Raw genomic sequence first — 16,554 nt, 5'->3', positions numbered from 1 at the left:
GCAGGCTGATCATGAGCGGCCGAGAACGCAGCCGGCCGGCTGCCCGCTATCAGGGCTACCGAGCCTTGTTCATGCTGCTCGCCGTCGGCCAAAGGCCGGGTGAAATGCAGGCCCAGCCCGCGGGCCGCAATATCGGGCAAATGGCTGCGCGCGCCCGGCCTCACCCGGTTGTGCGAACGGCGCCTTCGACATCGGCAGGACCGGGGTCGGGCGGCTTAACGCCCGACTAAGCATCCGACTACCGCGTGACGGTGCAAAATTTGGCCCGCCGGTCTTGAAACTTTTCGATCGATTTCTAATTCGATTTCTGCCGCCGACAGCGGTGCCGGATGCCAGCCTGGATCCGGCGAGTTGAGCGGGCGCCGGACGGTGTCCGACGCTCCTTCGTATCCATCTTGCTCTTAGGAGGACTTGGTTATGAGGACCTTTGACTTCTCGCCCCTGTGGCGTTCCACGATCGGCTTCGATCACCTGGCCGACCTGCTCGACAGCAGCTTGCGGCACTCGGCCGACGACAATTACCCGCCCTATAATGTCGAACGCTGCGGCGAAGACGCCTACCGGATTTCGCTCGCGGTTGCCGGTTTCGGCATGGACGATATTGCCGTAACCGCAGAACGCGACACACTGATCATCGAGGGCAAGAAGCCCGACGCCGAGCAACGCGAATACCTCTATCACGGCATCGCGGCCCGGCCGTTCCGGCGGGTGTTCAATCTCGCCGACTATGTGCAGGTCAAGCAGGCCTCGTTCAAGGACGGGCTGTTGATCGTCGATCTCGTTCGCGAAGTGCCCGACGCGATGAAGCCGCGGCGCATCCCGATCGGCAACGCCGGCGCTTCCCACCAGATCGAGCAGAAGGCGGCCTGAGCCGCTTCGGCAATGCCGGCTCGGTGCGCGGATAACCGGCCGCGCCGCGAGCCAATGCAAAGCAACATAGCAATCTCTGTGAGGAGGATATTATGGCTTTTCGTGATTTGATCCCCTGGTCGAGAAACCAGGAGCTTGTGCCTACGCGCGACAGCTTCGATCCTTTCTTCACCCTGCACCGGGAGATGAATCGGCTGTTCGATGACGTTTTCCGTGGCTTCGCGACGCCTGCCCGTTTCGGCACGCCGCTGATGGAAGGTCGCTTCGGATGGCCAAGCATCGAGCTCAACGAAACCGACAAGGAGCTGAAGGTATCGGCTGAGCTGCCCGGACTGACCGAAAAGGACGTCCAGGTCGAGATCGCCAACGGCGTTCTGACGCTGCGCGGCGAGAAGAAATCCGAACGGACCGATAATGGCGGAAGGTACTTCACCGAGCGCTATTACGGTGCGTTCGAGCGGCAGATCCCGCTCGATGGCGTCGTCGAGGATAAGGCTGAAGCCAAATTCCATGACGGTGTCTTGACCATCACGCTGCCGAAATCCGAACAAGCCCGTTCGGCCATCAAGCGTATCCCCATCGTCAATCAGTAACGAGAATGGCGGCGGCGCAGTGCGCCGCATGAAAAGACCGATGCCCAAAAAGCCCAGCGCCCGTCACGGTGTGACGAGCGCTGGCGTTTCAGGGCCTTCACTAAGCCCCGGAGCGGTGCCCCGGGGCTCAGTGCATAGCGGTGGCGTTGAGCTCGATCTGAATGCTCTTGAAGTGGTCCAGCCGCTCGATGGCGTGATCGAGCTCGGTGCCTTCCTTCTCGGCAAGCTTGGCTTCCATCTCGGCGATGGTCTCGGCGAACTGCGCGCGGTCGACCTCGGCCATCGAGGTAGCGACATCGGCCAGCACGGTCAGTCCGTCTTCCGACATTTCGGCAAGGCCGCCGAGCACGATGATCTTCTGATGTGCGTCGCCTGACGTGATGGTCAGGATACCCGGGCGGATCGCCGCCACGACCGGCGCGTGGCCGGCCAGCACGCCGAAATCGCCTTCCACGCCGGGAACGTCAACCTGATCGACCTCGCCGGAGAAAGCGAGCTTTTCGGGGGAGACGAGATCGAAATGGAAGGTAGCCATGGTCTTTCCGTTCTTTTCTGCTGTCACCCGCTGGCAGTGACCAGCGGGTCCATCAGACGAAAGTTTTCTTGGGCCGATGGACTGCCGGGTCAAGCCCGGCAATGACGGCATCAAACTTAGGCTGCCTCGGCAGCCAGCTTCTTGCCCTTCTCGACGGCTTCCTCGATGGTGCCGACCATGTAGAACGCCGCTTCCGGCAGATGGTCGTACTTGCCTTCGCAGAGGCCGCGGAAGCCCTTGATGGTGTCGGCGAGATCGACGAACTTGCCCGGCGAGCCGGTGAAGACTTCGGCGACGTGGAATGGCTGCGACAGAAAGCGCTCGATCTTGCGGGCACGGGCCACCGCGATCTTGTCCTCTTCCGACAGCTCGTCCATGCCGAGAATGGCGATGATGTCCTGCAGCGACTTGTACTTCTGCAGCACCTGCTGAACCATGCGCGCGGTCTGATAGTGCTCCTCTCCGACGACGAGCGGGGAGAGCATGCGCGAGGTGGAGTCGAGCGGGTCCACCGCCGGGTAGATGCCCTTTTCCGAAATCGCGCGGCTGAGCACCGTGGTCGCGTCCAGATGGGCGAACGAGGTGGCGGGCGCCGGGTCGGTCAAGTCGTCGGCCGGCACGTAGATCGCCTGCACCGAGGTGATCGACCCCTTGTGCGTGGTCGTGATGCGCTCCTGCAGCGCGCCCATGTCGGTGGCGAGCGTCGGCTGATAGCCCACCGCTGAGGGGATGCGGCCGAGCAGCGCCGACACTTCGGAGCCTGCCTGCGTGAAGCGGAAGATGTTGTCGACGAAGAACAGCACGTCCTGGCCCTGGTCGCGGAAGTGCTCAGCGACCGTCAGACCCGTAAGGCCGACGCGGGCGCGGGCGCCCGGCGGTTCGTTCATCTGGCCGAACACCAGCGCGCATTTTGACTTCACGCTCGGATCGGGATTGCGCGGGTCGGCGTTGACCTTGGACTCGATGAACTCGTGATAGAGGTCGTTGCCTTCGCGAGTGCGCTCGCCGACGCCGGCGAACACCGAGTAACCGCCATGGGCCTTGGCGACGTTGTTGATCAATTCCTGAATCAGCACGGTCTTGCCGACGCCGGCGCCGCCGAACAGGCCGATCTTGCCGCCCTTGGCGTAGGGGGCGAGCAGGTCGACGACCTTGATGCCGGTCACAAGAATTTCGGCTTCAGTGGACTGGTCAGTGTAGGTCGGCGCTTCCTGATGGATGGCGCGCTTGCCTTCGGACTTGATCGGACCGGCTTCGTCGATCGGTTCGCCGATAACGTTCATGATGCGACCGAGTGTGCCATCGCCGACCGGAATTGCGATGGGCTCGCCGGTGTCGGTCACTTCCTGACCGCGCACCAGACCTTCGGTAGCGTCCATCGCAATCGTGCGCACCGTGGACTCACCGAGGTGCTGCGCGACTTCCAGCACCAGACGGTTGCCCCCGTTCTTGGTCTCCAGCGAATTGAGAATGGCCGGCAGGTGACCTTCGAACTGCACGTCGACGACGGCGCCCATGACTTGGGTGACACGACCGATCTGGTTAGCTGCTGTGGCCATGAATTGCTCTCCTTCGAAATTCTGTACTTGAACGACCGTCGACTGGTTCGTGCGCTAGACCGCCTCGGCGCCGGAGATGATCTCGATCAGCTCCTTGGTGATCTGGGCTTGACGGGTTCGGTTGTAGACCAGGGTTTGCTTGCGGATCATTTCGCCGGCGTTGCGGGTGGCGTTATCCATCGCGCTCATCTGCGCGCCGTAGAAAGAGGCGTTGTTTTCCAGGAGCGCGCGGAAGATCTGTACCGCAAGATTGCGCGGCAACAGCCGGGCCAGAATCTCGTCTTCTTCCGGCTCATATTCGTAAGCGGTCGACGGACGGGCATTGGCGGCCGGCTCTTCGACCACCAACGGAATGACCTGCTGGGCGGTCGGGATCTGCGCGATGACGGACTTGAAGCGCGAGTAGAATAGCGTGCAGACGTCAAACTCGCCGGCTTCGAACCGTGTCAGGATCTTCTTGGCGATATCCTCGGCGTTGACGAAGCCGAGCTGGCGAACCCCGCGCAGATCGACGTGCTCGACGATCTGCTTATCGAAGGTGCGGCGAAGCTGGTCGTAGCCTTTGCGGCCGACGCAGAAAATCTTGACGTCCTTGCCCTGGTTGATCAGGGAGAGCGCGCGCTCACGGACCAGACGCACGATCGCCGAATTGAACGCACCACACAGGCCGCGTTCGCCGGTGCAGACGAGCAGCAGATGCACCTGGTCCCTGCCAGTGCCGGCCAACAGCGGCGGAGCGCCGGGCGAGGCGGCGGCAGCAGCGGCGATGTTGGAAATCACCGCATCCATCTTTTCGGCGTAGGGCCGGGCCGCTTCGGCGGCGCTCTGCGCGCGCCGCAGCTTCGACGCCGCGACCATTTGCATGGCCTTGGTGATCTTCTGCGTCGCCTTGGTCGAGGCGATGCGGACCCGCATGTCTTTAAGTGAAGCCATTCTCAGTTCACCCCGGCGATCAGACCTTGAGGATCCGACCGCAAGCCACTCTTTCGTCGGACCCGGCTAGCAGCCGGGCCTCAACGGCAAAATCGTCAAGAAAATGTCTTGGCGTAACCTTCGACCACGGTCTTCAGCTTGCCGGCGAGATCGTCAGAGAGATCCCGGCTGTCGCGGATGCCGTTGAGGATCTCGACGTTCTTGCCGCGCAGCAGCGACAACAGGCCGTCCTCGAAGGCGCGCACCTTGTTGAGCGGGAGCGGGTCGAGATAGCCGTTGGTGCCGGCCCAGATCACGCAGACCTGCTCTTCCATCTTCAGCGGCGAGAACTGCGGCTGCTTCAACAGCTCAGTCAGGCGCGAGCCGCGGTTGAGCAGGCGCTGGGTCGAAGCGTCGAGGTCGGAGCCGAACTGCGCGAAGGCCGCCATTTCGCGGTACTGCGCCAGCTCACCCTTGATCTTGCCGGCGACCTTCTTCATCGCCTTGGTCTGCGCCGAGGAGCCCACGCGCGACACCGACAGACCGACGTTCACCGCGGGACGGATGCCCTGGAAGAACAGGTCGGTTTCCAGGAAGATCTGACCGTCGGTAATCGAAATCACGTTGGTCGGAATGTAGGCCGACACGTCGTTGGCCTGGGTTTCGATGACCGGCAGCGCCGTCAGCGAGCCGGAGCCCTGGTCCTTGTTGAGCTTCGCCGCGCGCTCGAGCAGGCGGGAGTGCAGGTAGAACACGTCGCCCGGATAGGCTTCGCGGCCCGGCGGCCGGCGCAGCAGCAGCGACATCTGGCGGTAGGCGACGGCCTGCTTGGACAAGTCGTCATAGATGATGACCGCGTGCATGCCGTTGTCGCGGAAGTACTCGCCCATCGTGCAGCCGGTGAACGGTGCGATGTACTGCATCGGCGCCGGGTCGGACGCGGTGGCGGCGACGACGATCGAATATTCCAGCGCGCCCTGCTCTTCCAGCACCTTGACGAACTGGGCAACGGTCGAGCGCTTCTGGCCGATCGCGACGTAGACGCAATACAGCTTGATGTTCTCGTCCGGCTGCGCGTTGAGCGGCTTCTGGTTCAGGATGGTGTCGAGCGCGATTGCGGTCTTGCCGGTCTGACGGTCGCCGATGATCAGCTCGCGCTGGCCGCGGCCGACCGGGATCAGCGCATCGATCGCCTTGAGGCCGGTCGCCATCGGCTCGCTCACCGATTTGCGCGGAATGATGCCGGGTGCCTTGACGTCGACGCGCTTGCGTTCGGCAGCCTGGATCGGGCCCTTGCCGTCGATCGGGTTGCCGAGCGCGTCGACGACGCGGCCGAGCAGACCCTTGCCGACCGGCGTGTCGACGATGGCGCGGGTACGCTTGACGGTCTGGCCTTCCTTGATCTCGCGGTCGGCGCCGAAGATCACGATACCGACGTTGTCGGTTTCGAGGTTCAGCGCCATGCCGCGGGTGCCGTTCTCGAACTCGACCATTTCACCGGCCTGGACATTGTCCAGACCGTAGACGCGGGCGATACCGTCACCGACGGACAGCACCTGCCCGACTTCGGTAACCTCAGCCTCCTGGCCGAAATTCTTGATCTGGTCCTTGAGGATCGCGGAAATTTCCGCGGCGCGGATGTCCATCAGCCTGCCTCTTTCATCGCGTGCTTGATCGAATTGAGTTTGGTGCGAAGCGAGCTATCCACCATGCGACTGCCGAGCTTGACCACAAGGCCGCCAATGATGGAGGGATCGACTTTCACGTTGAGCGCGACGTCCTTGCCCGTCACCGATTTCAGTGCGGTCTTCAGCGCGTCGAGATTCTTGTCACTGAGCTGTTCGGCGACGGTGACGTCGGCGGTCGCCTCGCCTTTGAACTTGGCCACCAGCGCGCGGAAGGCGCGGATCACATCGGCCACGGCGAACAGCCGGCGGTTGGCGGTCAGCACTTTAAGGAATTTGGCGGTGGTGCCGGTAATTCCCGCCTTATCGAGCAGGGCATTGAGCGCCTTGGCCTGCGCATCTGCCGAGAAGACCGGGCTGCGGACGAGGCGCTTGAGATCGGCGCTTTCGTTCAGCATGGCCTCGAATTTATCGAGATCGGCCCTTACCGCGTCGACGGATTTCTCCTCGCGCGCCAACTCGAACAAGGCCGTAGCATAACGGCCGGACACTCCCGAAACGGACGGATCTTCAGCAGCCACAGAGACGCTCTTTTCAGATGTCAAACTCGCAAGGGAAAAACCGTCGCCACGGGTAGCGGCGCCTAGCGATCCAAGCCCTTGGAATTCAAGCGGGACTTCGATTTTCGACCGGCACGAGAGGTGCCGGGATCGTTAAAATCGCGGCTTTGCTAACATAGCAAGCGCGCAGGTGCAACATGACGCCGCATGCGGGCGATGCCTTGTCGCACGTCAATTTTCAGGCCCGGTCGAATGCAGCTTGAAGGGATCAGCGCGCCGGAATTTCGACTCCGGCGGTTGCAGGCGATCTGGAGCGGTCCTCGACCAGCCGATTTGTTCCACCCATATTTGCATGGCCGCTATGACCGTTAGCGTTCGGAACGAATCGCGCGGCTCGCCTCCATTCGATCATTACTTGCGCAAATCTTTACTCGATGTGTGATGACTGTATTGTTAAGTAATAATGAGTATTGATTTTGTTAAAAGTCTATTAACGCGCAAGATTACGGAATATCGCTCGTCGGTAACAAGATATGTCAGCGCGATACATTCCCGATTTACTGCCCAATTCATGCCTCATTGCCTCATCAAACGGCCCCCTGAAGTTGGGACGGGGGTTCCATTTGTCACGTATGTGGCAAATACTATCTGAGGGACTAGTTTAATGTTGCATACCAATAATGTGGTGCCGGGAACTCTAACCCGGTCGCGTACGGCGCTCGCCTTGATCGCCGCAACTCTCCTGGTCGGTGGCGCCGTCACCGAAGCTTCTGCAAAATCCAGGCATCATCGTCATCACCACCATCACGCCAGCAAGGCCAAGGCCGCCGGCAACTGGCTGAACGCCAACGCCTCGATCGGCCAGAGCACCGGGCGCGGCTTCTCGGGAAAGGCCTCGTTTTACGGCAATGAATCCGGCAGCAAGACCGCCTCTGGACAGCGCTTCAATCAGAACGCCATGACCGCGGCCCACCGCTCGCTGCCATTCGGCACCAAGCTCCGCGTCACCCATCGCGGCCAGAGCGTAATCGTCACGATCAACGACCGTGGTCCCTTCATCAAGGGACGCGTGCTCGACCTGTCCACGGGTGCTGCCCGGGCCATCGGCCTGACCGGCGCCGGCGTCGGCCACGTCACCGCCGAGGTCATCTAAGGCGCGCGATCGCGCGCCGTTTTCCGGTCCATCAGATCGCGTAAGCGTTGCGTTGCGTAACTGCCTGCGGAACTTTCCGCGGCAACAAAGGCCTGCCGTCGCAAATGACGGCAGGCTTTTTTGTTTACCCTCCCCTGGAGGGAGAGGGTCGGCTCACATGAGCACAGCGAATGTGAGACGGGGTGGGGTGATCTCTCCACTCGGGCACTGATCGAAAGGATGGACCGTCACCCCACCCCGCCGCTTCGCGTCGACCCACGAGCGAGCTTTGCTCGTCTCGGACCCCTCCAGGGGAGGGTGTTACAAAAAGCTCTGCGGATCGACGTCGACTTCGAGTTTGAGATTGCCCTTGGTCTTCGGACCCGCGGCAAGCCACTCGCGCAAATATTCCGAGAGGTCGACATTGCGCAGCGACTTCACCAGAATCCGGAACCGATAGCGGCCCTTGATCACCGCAAGCGGCGCTTCGGCAGGCCCCAGCACCTGGATGCGCTCGTCGATCGGCGCCACAGCGGCAAGACGGCGCGCAAAGCCTTCCGCGGTCGGCCGGTCGCCTGCGGAAATGATCAGGCTGGCGAGCCGGCCGAACGGCGGATAGCCGGTGCGCTCGCGGGAGTCGATTTCGCTGGCGTAAAACGCCTCACGGTCGTTGGCGACCAAGGCCTTCATCACGGGATGTTCGGGCTGATGGGTCTGCAGGTACCCGACGCCGCGGCCCTGATCGCGCCCCGCACGCCCGATCACCTGATTGAGCAGTTGGAACGTGCGCTCGGCAGCGCGCGGATCACCATTGCCGAGGCCCAGATCCGCATCGACCACGCCGACCAGATTGAGCCGCGGGAAATTATGGCCCTTCGCGACCAGTTGCGTGCCGATGATGATGTCGACGCGACCTTCGGCGATTTCGTTCAGCTCGCTGCGCATGGTCTCGATCGAGGTGATCAGATCGCTCGACAGCACCATGGTGCGCGCTTCCGGAAACAGCGCAGCCGCCTCCTCCTGCAGGCGCTCGACACCGGGGCCGACCGCGACCAGCGATTCCTCAGCCTGGCAATGCGGGCAGATATTCGGGCGCGGCATCGAGAAGCCGCAATAGTGACAGACCAGCCGCTGGCGAAACCGGTGATCCACCAGCCAGGCGTCGCAGATGGTGCAGGCAAAGCGATGGCCGCACGCGCGGCATAGCGTCAGCGGCGCGTAGCCGCGGCGGTTGAGAAACAGCAGCGCCTGCTCGCGCTTCTCGATGGCGAACCGAATCTGCTCGGCGAGCGGCGGCGAGATGAAGCGGCCGCGTGGCGGTGGTGCACGGCGCAAATCGATCGCCTCGATATGCGGCATGTGCTGGCCACCGAAACGCGACGGCAGCGCGACGCGCTGATAGCGCCCCTTGCGTGCATTGACTTCCGATTCGACCGACGGCGTCGCGGACGCCAGCACGATCGGGATTTTGGCGATATGCGCGCGCACCACTGCCATGTCGCGGGCATGGTAATGCGCGCCGTCATCCTGCTTGTAGGCCTGGTCGTGCTCCTCGTCGACAATGATGAGACCCAGATCCGCATAGGGCAGAAACAGCGCCGAGCGCGCGCCGACCACGACCGGCGCTTCACCCGCCGATATCGCCGCCCAATTGCGCTGCCGTGTGCGCGGCGTCAGTTCGGAGTGCCATTCCAATGGACGCACGCCGAAACGCTGGGCGAAGCGGTCGAGGAATTGCCCGGTCAGCGCGATCTCCGGCATCAGGATCAGCGTCTGCTTGCCGCGCCGGACGACTTCCGCAATCGCCTCGAAATAGACTTCCGTCTTGCCCGATCCGGTGACGCCGTCGAGCAGCGCGACGTGAAACGTGCCGTTGGCGGCAAGCGCGCGCATCATGTCGACTGCCGCGCGCTGCTGGTAGGAAAATTCCGGCTGCGCAAAGGACGGATCGGGCGCCGGCGGCGCCAGCGGCGGCGGCATCGCCTCGACGGCAAGGGTTCCCTCATCGACAAGGCCGTCGACCACGCCTGAGCTGACGCCCGCCTCCCGCGCCGCATCCGACTTGCCGTGCAGCAGGCCGTCCGACAGCACCTCGATCAGCCGCCGTCGCGCCGGTGTCAGGCGCTGTGGCGGCTCGCCTACCAGCCGCACGCCGAGGCGCATCCGTTCGGGCCCGAGGTTTTCGCCCATCCGCAAGGCCATGCGCAGCACCATGCCGCGCGCGGACAGCGTATAGTTGGCGACCCAATCGACCAGGCTGCGCAATTCCTCCTTCAGCGGCGGCACGTCGAGCTTTTCGCCGACGTCCTTCAGGCGGTTGTGCAGGCGCGGATCGGGATTGGCGTTCTCCGCCCACACCACCGCCACCACCTCGCGCGGCCCGAGCGGCACGCAAACGACATCGCCTGCCCTCAGCTCCATGCCGCGCGGCACGCGGTAGGAATAGTTCTGATTGAGCGCGACCGGCACCAGCACGTCGACGACGCGGGTCGACGAGGTCGATGAGCTGATTTGGCGGGTGGCGTGGTCCATCGGGGGAATCAGGCTTGCGGTATCTGGAGCGACGCTAGCGCGGCGCCGGTGAGTTAGCGAACGGTAAACGAAAGAGGTGCGATATAATGCGCTGAATCACCGTCTCCAAGACAAGCTCTCAAGGCAAGCTCTCAAGACAAGCTCTCGAAGGCAAGGATGATGGCCAGGGAAGTTCCGCCACTGCAAGCGATCGAGCTCGACTGCGCCGACGAAGGTCTCGCGCGGGAGATGACCCGCTGGCTGACGCATCTGCGCGCCGAACGGCGGCTATCGCCAAAGACGCTCGAAGCCTACGCCCGCGACCTCCGCCAATGCCTCACTTTCCTTGCCGAACACTGGGGTGAGAAGGTCACGCTGAAACGATTTGCGGCGCTGGAGGCCACCGACGTCAGGGCTTTCATGGCGATGCGCCGTGCCGACGACATCGCCGGGCGCTCGCTGATGCGGGCGCTGGCTGGCCTGCGTTCGTTCGGCCGCTACCTCGAACGGGAGGGCAAGGGCAAGGTCGGAGCTCTGTCCGCGATCCGCGCGCCGAAAATTGCAAAAAGCCTGCCGAAGCCGATCCAGATGGCCGCCGCCAGGCGCTTTGCCGATGCCGACGAGCGCGCCGGCGAGGAACGTGATCCCTGGATTCTCGCGCGCGACGCCGCGGTGATGGCGCTGCTCTATGGATCTGGTTTGCGTATCTCCGAAGCGCTGGGACTGAAACGCCAGGACGTGCCCAAACCGGGCGAAGGCGACGTCATTATCGTCACCGGCAAGGGCAACAAGACCCGCATGGTGCCGGTGCTGCAAAACGTGCTGGCGCTGATCGCCGATTACGTAGCGATGTGTCCGCATTCATTGCCGCCGGCGGGCCCGATCTTCGTCGGCGCGCGCGGCGGACCGCTTTCCCCACGGATCATCCAGCTCACCATGGAGCGACTGCGCGGCGCGCTCGGGCTACCCGACAGCGCCACCCCGCACGCACTGCGGCATTCTTTCGCAACCCATCTGCTCAGCCGCGGCGGCGATCTGCGCGCGATCCAGGAACTGCTCGGCCACGCCTCGCTCTCGACCACCCAGATCTACACCGGGATCGACAGCGAGCGGCTCTTGGAAGTGTACAAGAGTGCGCATCCGCGCGGCTGAATCTCGGCGCTCGGCGTCGACATACTCCCGTCACATCGGTGGCTTCCTTAGCTGACCTCTTGCGCTCGCGTTGCGGTTCCGGCAATCGTGCGCGCGTCAACCGACAGGAGGGGAATATAAATGGGCGCACATGAAAGCATGGAGCATGCGGAGCATGCCGAGCACGCTTCGGGGTCGAACAAGAAGATCGCGTTGCTGATCGCGGTGATCGCGCTGTTTCTGGCGCTGTCGGAAACGCTGGGCAAGGGCGCACAGACCGAAGCCATCAGCAAGAATGTCGAGGCTTCGAATCTCTGGGCATTCTTCCAGGCCAAGAGCATCCGCCGCACCGTGGTGCAGGCCACCGCCGAACACGCCAAGCTCAGCCTCGGCACCGTCGGGGACGATGGCGCAAAGGCGGCGCTGCAAAAGCAGATCGACGACTGGAACAAGACTGCGCAGCGCTATCGCTCGGAGCCGGACACCGGCGAAGGTTCGGAAGAGTTGGCAAAACGCGCCAAGCACGCCGAGCACGAGCGCGACGAGGCGACCGCAAAATATCACCACTACGAAATCGCTTCAGCCGCCTTCCAGATCGGCATCGTGCTGGCGTCCGCCACCATCATCACCGGCATGATCGTGCTGGCCTGGGTCTCCGGCATATTGGCGATCGCCGGCATCGGCATCACCGCGCTCGGCCTCTACGCCCCGCATCTTTTGCATTTGCATTGAGTGGTCATGCCCCGCGAAGGCGGGGCATCCAGTACGCCGCGGCTTCTCGACTCAATCACCGGCGCCTCTGGAATACTGGGCGCCGGTCAAGCCGGGCGACGACAGCAAGAAGCTACCGCGCTTCGTGCACGCTCCTGCGGAAGCGCGCGATCGTGCGCAGCATGCGCGATGACCAGCTATCACCGTCGCCGCGCAAAATTTCCCGGATGCGCTGCTTGATTGGATGGACCAGGGCGGCTGCCTTGGCGCGCATCGCCATGACGAATTCATAGGTCTTCTTGAACCACGCCATCTGCAGCAGCTTCGGCCGCGTCACGTCGAAGATGAACGCGGTGACGCCGACGCCGAGCAATTTGCCGAACACGATCACGACCGCCGCGCTGAACCAGTATTGGTGCGCCAGTAGCCAGAGCCCGGCCAGCTTGAGCGGAAACAGCGGGATGACAGGCACGGCAAACACGATCAGCGTCATCGCCGGCGACAGCGCATCGACCCGGTCGGACAGCCATCGCTTGAAGGCGCGAAGCGGAATCAGCGCAACGATGCGCTCGACGATCGGCTCGAGATGATCCCACAGCCAGGCTTCGATCAGGAAGATGACCGCAAGCAGGACCCAGAACGGCTGAAGTAGGCGGCGCATCATCGATCGTGATCTTTAGAGAGGAATGACATTCTTGATTCGTCGCTCCGCTCTATCTCTACGTTCAAAGCATGGTCTTTTCGAGAATGGATAGCCGCTTCTTCAATCATGCTCTGCCGGACGTCGATCACATATGGATGGCGCGTTTGCCGACCGCAAGCGCGGCTTCCTTGATCGCTTCCGAGCGGGTCGGATGCGCGTGACACGTCCGCGCCAGATCCTCGGCAGAACCGCCAAACTCCATGAGAACAGCAGCTTCCTGAATCATTTCGCCGGCCTCGCGGCCGACAATGTGCACGCCGAGCACGCGATCGGTCTTCGCATCCGCGAGAACCTTCACAAAACCGTCAGTGGTCTGGTTGACCTTGGAGCGGCCGTTGGCGGTGAACGGGAATTTGCCTGAGGTGTAGGCAACGCCGGCCTGCTTCAGCTCTTCCTCGGTCTTGCCGACCGACGACACTTCCGGCGTCGTATACACGACGCCCGGGATGACATCGTAGTTCACGTGGCCCGCCTGCCCTGCGATGATCTCGGCGCAGGCAACGCCTTCATCCTCGGCCTTGTGCGCGAGCATCGGCCCCGCCACGACGTCGCCGATCGCATAGACGCCTTTCAGGCTGGTAGCGAAATGCGCGTCGATCTGCACGCGGCCGCGGTTGTCGAGTGCAATGCCGGCTTCCTTGCAGCCGAGCCCTTCGGTGTAGGGCACGCGGCCGATGCAGACCAGCACCACGTCGGTCTCAATCGTTTCCGCTGCGCCGCCCGCCGCCGGCTCCACCGTTGCCTTCAACGTCTTGCCGGAAGCGTCGACCGCCGTCACCTTGGCGCCGAGCTTGAATACAAAGCCCTGCTTTTCGAGGATGCGCTGGAATTGCTTGGCGACTTCCCCATCCATGCCGGGCAGGATGCGATCGAGGAATTCGACGACCATGACCTCGGCACCAAGCCGTTTCCAGACCGAGCCGAGCTCCAGCCCGATCACGCCAGCACCAATGATGAGCAGCCTCTCCGGCACCTTCTCAAGCGACAGCGCGCCGGTCGACGACACCACGCGCTTCTCGTCGATCTCGATGCCCTTCAGCCGCGCGATGTCGGAGCCGGTGGCGATGACGATGTTCTTGGTCTCGACCGTCTGCGACTTGCCGTTAGCGCTGACCTCGACCTTGCCGGTACCGAGAATCTTGCCGGCGCCGTAGAGGACGTCGATCTTGTTCTTCTTCATCAGGAACTCGACACCCTTGACGTTGCCGTCGATGCCCTGCTGCTTGAAATTCATCATCGACGGCAGATCGAGCTTTGGCGCGGAAATGCTGACGCCCATCTTGGCAAAGGAATGCGCGGCCTCCTCGAACATTTCGGAAGCATGCAGCAGCGCCTTCGACGGCATGCAGCCGACATTGAGGCAGGTGCCGCCCAGCGTCGGATTCTTCTCGACGACAGCGACCTTCATGCCGAGTTGCGCCGCGCGCACCGCGCAGACATATCCGCCCGGACCGGTGCCGATGACGACGAGATCGTAGGAAGCCATGATGAAGTCCTGTAGCTGAGATAAGGTGTCAGGTATTACCGGCCGCCCGATACATCCAGGATGGCGCTGGTGACGTAGGAAGCCTCGTCCGAAATCAACCAGACGATGGCATTGGCGATTTCTTCGGCGGTGCCGACGCGCTTCATCGGCACCATATGCGCGAGCCGATGCGCGCGGTCGGGCTCGCCGCCGGAAGCATGAATATCCGTATCGATCAGTCCAGGCCGGATCGCGGCGACCCGAATGCCCTCTCCGGCAACCTCATAGCCAAGGCCGATGGTGAAGGAATCAACCGCGCCCTTGGACGCCGCATAATCGACATACGTATTGGGCGAGCCGAGTTTCGCCGCGACGGAGGAAAGATTGACGATGACGCCGCCCGCGCCGCCGTTGCGGGTCGACATCCGCTTCACGGCTTCGCGCGCGCATAAAATGCTGCCGGTGACGTTGACTGCCATCATGCGCTGGATGCGCTCGGCCGACATCTCCTCGACACGTATCGACGGGCCGACAATGCCGGCATTGTTGACGAGCGCCCCAAGCGTCCCGAAGTCATCGGCGGCCTTGAACAGCGCGAGAATGTCCGCCTCGCTGCCAACGTCGCACTTCACGGCGATCGCCTTGCCGTTCTTGCGTTCGATCAGCGAGACGACCTCATCGGCCGCCGCCTTGTTGCTGGCGTAGCCGACCACGACGCGAAAGCCGCGCGCGGCGGCGGCGATGGCGGCCGCACGGCCGATGCCGCGGCTGCCGCCGGTGATCACAACAACCTTGTCCGTCACATCAGGCCCCACAAATCAACGTGCATGATCCACGGCTTGCGGCGCAGGCATGAGTGCCGGCGCCGGCAAGCGTGTTGTGTCAGAGATCCAGCACCAGCCGCGCGGGATCCTCCAGGCTCTCCTTGACGCGCACTAGGAACGTCACCGCCTCCTTGCCGTCGATCACGCGGTGATCATAAGACAGCGCCAGATACATCATCGGGCGCACCTCGATCTTGCCGCCGACCACCATCGGCCGCTCTTGGATCTTGTGCATGCCCAAGATGCCGGATTGCGGGGCGTTGAGGATCGGCGTCGACATCAGCGAACCGTAGATGCCGCCATTGGTGATGGTGAAGGTGCCGCCCTGCATCTCGTCGATCTTGAGCTGGCCGTCGCGGGCGCGGCGGCCGAAATCGGCGATCGATTTTTCGATGTCGGAGATCGACCTGTGGTCGCAGTCGCGCACCACAGGCACGACCAAACCCTTGTCGGTGCCGACGGCGACGCCGATGTGGTAATAGTTCTTGTAGATCAAATCGGTGCCGTCGATCTCGGCATTGACGGCCGGGATGTCCTTCAGCGCCTGCACCACCGCCTTGGTGAAGAAGCCCATGAAGCCGAGCTTGCTGCCATGCTTCTTCTCGAACACGTCCTTGTACTGCGCGCGCATCGCCATGATGTGGCTCATGTCGACCTCGTTGAAGGTCGTGAGCATCGCGGCCGTGTTCTGCACGTCCTTCAGCCGCCGCGCGATGGTCTGGCGCAGCCGCGTCATCTTCACGCGCTCTTCGCGCGCGGCATCATCGGCCGGCGACGGCGCGCGGACCTGCACGGAAGCGGCCGGCTGATTGACCGGGGTCGGCGCCGACGCCGCCTTCTCGATCGCGGCCAACATGTCGCCCTTGGTGACGCGGCCGTCCTTGCCGGAGCCGGGTACAGTCGCCGCATCGATGCCGCTCTCGGCGGAAAGTTTGCGAACCGACGGCGCCAGCGGCGCATCTGCTGCCGCAGCCTTCGGAGCCGTAGCAGGTGCCGCGGCAGGTGCCGCGGCGGGCGCTGCAGCCGGAGCGGTGGTCTTGGCGGGTGCGGCCGCGACCGGCTTGGCGGCGCCGCCGGCACCTTCATTGATCTGCCCGAGCAGCGCGCCGACGGCGACGGTCTCGCCGTCCTTGGCCGCGATCTCGCCGAGCACGCCGGCGGATGGCGCCGGCACTTCGATGGTGACCTTGTCGGTCTCGAGCTCGACCAGCGGCTCATCCACCGCAACCGCCTCGCCGGCCTTCTTGAACCAGCGGCCGATGGTGGCTTCCGTCACGGACTCGCCGAGCGTCGGAACACGAATTTCAGTCATGGTATTTTTCCTCTTTGCGTCATGGCCGGGCTCGTCCCAGCCATCCACGCCCTAAGACAATTTTGACAAGCAAGACGTGGATGCCCGGGACATTGGGGCGAAGACGGCGCT

Annotated in this window: 15 protein-coding genes; 5 read left to right on the top strand and 10 right to left on the bottom strand. The window is 63.2% G+C overall.

Annotated elements, in window-relative coordinates; translation table 11 throughout:
- The first annotated feature begins 417 nt into the window (after window positions 1-417).
- Window positions 418-870 carry an Hsp20 family protein gene (locus V1278_RS04260; RefSeq protein WP_213250974.1) on the top strand — a complete coding sequence of 151 codons (453 nt, stop codon included), beginning with the start codon at window positions 418-420 and terminating at the stop codon, window positions 868-870.
- 92 nt (window positions 871-962) lie between these two features.
- Window positions 963-1,463: an Hsp20/alpha crystallin family protein gene (locus tag V1278_RS04255; protein ID WP_334365579.1), complete on the top strand. Its 501-nt coding sequence runs from the start codon at window positions 963-965 to the stop codon at window positions 1,461-1,463.
- A 127-nt stretch (window positions 1,464-1,590) separates the two neighbouring features.
- On the opposite strand, the gene V1278_RS04250 is transcribed toward V1278_RS04255, so the two are convergent.
- From V1278_RS04250 to V1278_RS04230, 5 genes are all read right to left on the bottom strand, one after another.
- The gene (locus tag V1278_RS04250) at window positions 1,591-1,998 is read right to left on the bottom strand and encodes a F0F1 ATP synthase subunit epsilon (protein ID WP_334365582.1); all 408 of its coding nucleotides are present in this window, start codon (window positions 1,996-1,998) and stop codon (window positions 1,591-1,593) included.
- Window positions 1,999-2,114: 116 nt separating this feature from the next.
- Window positions 2,115-3,557 carry a F0F1 ATP synthase subunit beta gene (gene atpD / locus V1278_RS04245; RefSeq protein WP_028348512.1) on the bottom strand — a complete coding sequence of 481 codons (1,443 nt, stop codon included), beginning with the start codon at window positions 3,555-3,557 and terminating at the stop codon, window positions 2,115-2,117.
- A 54-nt stretch (window positions 3,558-3,611) separates the two neighbouring features.
- A complete protein-coding gene (locus V1278_RS04240; RefSeq protein ID WP_334379797.1) occupies window positions 3,612-4,490 on the bottom strand; it encodes a F0F1 ATP synthase subunit gamma in 879 nt (292 codons plus the stop codon).
- Window positions 4,491-4,585: 95 nt separating this feature from the next.
- Window positions 4,586-6,115, bottom strand: a complete 1,530-nt coding sequence (gene atpA / locus V1278_RS04235) for a F0F1 ATP synthase subunit alpha (protein ID WP_334365584.1) — start codon at window positions 6,113-6,115, stop codon at window positions 4,586-4,588.
- Complete coding sequence (locus V1278_RS04230; RefSeq protein ID WP_334379796.1) at window positions 6,115-6,675, bottom strand: F0F1 ATP synthase subunit delta; 561 nt, start codon at window positions 6,673-6,675, stop codon at window positions 6,115-6,117. The genes atpA and V1278_RS04230 overlap by 1 nt, the downstream gene beginning before the upstream one ends.
- 643 nt (window positions 6,676-7,318) lie before the next feature.
- Here V1278_RS04230 and V1278_RS04225 point away from each other — a divergent pair.
- Complete coding sequence (locus V1278_RS04225; protein ID WP_334365586.1) at window positions 7,319-7,807, top strand: septal ring lytic transglycosylase RlpA family protein; 489 nt, start codon at window positions 7,319-7,321, stop codon at window positions 7,805-7,807.
- 300 nt (window positions 7,808-8,107) lie between these two features.
- Here V1278_RS04225 and V1278_RS04220 read toward each other — a convergent pair whose 3' ends face one another.
- On the bottom strand, window positions 8,108-10,318 hold the full coding sequence (locus V1278_RS04220) for a primosomal protein N' (protein WP_334379795.1): 2,211 nt from the start codon (window positions 10,316-10,318) through the stop codon (window positions 8,108-8,110).
- Window positions 10,319-10,477: 159 nt separating this feature from the next.
- Here V1278_RS04220 and V1278_RS04215 point away from each other — a divergent pair, with 159 nt between their 5' ends.
- A complete protein-coding gene (locus V1278_RS04215; protein WP_334379794.1) occupies window positions 10,478-11,449 on the top strand; it encodes a tyrosine recombinase XerC in 972 nt (323 codons plus the stop codon).
- 120 nt (window positions 11,450-11,569) lie between these two features.
- Window positions 11,570-12,160, top strand: coding sequence for a DUF4337 domain-containing protein (locus V1278_RS04210; RefSeq protein WP_334365588.1), 591 nt, complete (start codon window positions 11,570-11,572; stop codon window positions 12,158-12,160).
- A gap of 112 nt (window positions 12,161-12,272) precedes the next feature.
- Here the strand turns inward: V1278_RS04210 and V1278_RS04205 are convergent, their stop codons facing one another.
- The 4 genes from V1278_RS04205 to odhB all read right to left on the bottom strand — a co-directional run bounded on the left by V1278_RS04205 (window position 12,273) and on the right by odhB (window position 16,443).
- Window positions 12,273-12,803 (bottom strand): hypothetical protein, encoded by a 531-nt coding sequence (locus tag V1278_RS04205; protein ID WP_334379793.1) that lies wholly within the window; start codon window positions 12,801-12,803, stop codon window positions 12,273-12,275.
- A 124-nt stretch (window positions 12,804-12,927) separates the two neighbouring features.
- The gene (gene lpdA / locus V1278_RS04200) at window positions 12,928-14,328 is read right to left on the bottom strand and encodes a dihydrolipoyl dehydrogenase (RefSeq protein WP_334379792.1); all 1,401 of its coding nucleotides are present in this window, start codon (window positions 14,326-14,328) and stop codon (window positions 12,928-12,930) included.
- A gap of 35 nt (window positions 14,329-14,363) precedes the next feature.
- Window positions 14,364-15,110, bottom strand: coding sequence for an SDR family oxidoreductase (locus V1278_RS04195; RefSeq protein WP_334379791.1), 747 nt, complete (start codon window positions 15,108-15,110; stop codon window positions 14,364-14,366).
- A 79-nt stretch (window positions 15,111-15,189) separates the two neighbouring features.
- Complete coding sequence (gene odhB / locus V1278_RS04190; protein WP_334379790.1) at window positions 15,190-16,443, bottom strand: 2-oxoglutarate dehydrogenase complex dihydrolipoyllysine-residue succinyltransferase; 1,254 nt, start codon at window positions 16,441-16,443, stop codon at window positions 15,190-15,192.
- Window positions 16,444-16,554 lie beyond the last annotated feature (111 nt).

It is taken from the genome of Bradyrhizobium sp. AZCC 1577 (assembly GCF_036924575.1).
Classification (GTDB): domain Bacteria; phylum Pseudomonadota; class Alphaproteobacteria; order Rhizobiales; family Xanthobacteraceae; genus Bradyrhizobium.
This window is presented reverse-complemented; position numbering and strand designations above follow the sequence as displayed.

Bases quoted from the DNA above. Each gene is read 5' to 3' on its own strand.
- V1278_RS04260 (WP_213250974.1), top strand. From the start codon at position 418: ATGAGGACCTTTGACTTCTCGCCCCTGTGGCGTTCCACGATCGGCTTC.
- V1278_RS04255 (WP_334365579.1), top strand. From the start codon at position 963: ATGGCTTTTCGTGATTTGATCCCCTGGTCGAGAAACCAGGAGCTTGTG.
- V1278_RS04250 (WP_334365582.1), bottom strand. From the start codon at position 1,998: ATGGCTACCTTCCATTTCGATCTCGTCTCCCCCGAAAAGCTCGCTTTC.
- atpD (WP_028348512.1), bottom strand. From the start codon at position 3,557: ATGGCCACAGCAGCTAACCAGATCGGTCGTGTCACCCAAGTCATGGGC.
- V1278_RS04240 (WP_334379797.1), bottom strand. From the start codon at position 4,490: ATGGCTTCACTTAAAGACATGCGGGTCCGCATCGCCTCGACCAAGGCG.
- atpA (WP_334365584.1), bottom strand. From the start codon at position 6,115: ATGGACATCCGCGCCGCGGAAATTTCCGCGATCCTCAAGGACCAGATC.
- V1278_RS04225 (WP_334365586.1), top strand. From the start codon at position 7,319: ATGTTGCATACCAATAATGTGGTGCCGGGAACTCTAACCCGGTCGCGT.
- V1278_RS04220 (WP_334379795.1), bottom strand. From the start codon at position 10,318: ATGGACCACGCCACCCGCCAAATCAGCTCATCGACCTCGTCGACCCGC.
- V1278_RS04215 (WP_334379794.1), top strand. From the start codon at position 10,478: ATGGCCAGGGAAGTTCCGCCACTGCAAGCGATCGAGCTCGACTGCGCC.
- V1278_RS04210 (WP_334365588.1), top strand. From the start codon at position 11,570: ATGGGCGCACATGAAAGCATGGAGCATGCGGAGCATGCCGAGCACGCT.
- V1278_RS04205 (WP_334379793.1), bottom strand. From the start codon at position 12,803: ATGATGCGCCGCCTACTTCAGCCGTTCTGGGTCCTGCTTGCGGTCATC.
- lpdA (WP_334379792.1), bottom strand. From the start codon at position 14,328: ATGGCTTCCTACGATCTCGTCGTCATCGGCACCGGTCCGGGCGGATAT.
- odhB (WP_334379790.1), bottom strand. From the start codon at position 16,443: ATGACTGAAATTCGTGTTCCGACGCTCGGCGAGTCCGTGACGGAAGCC.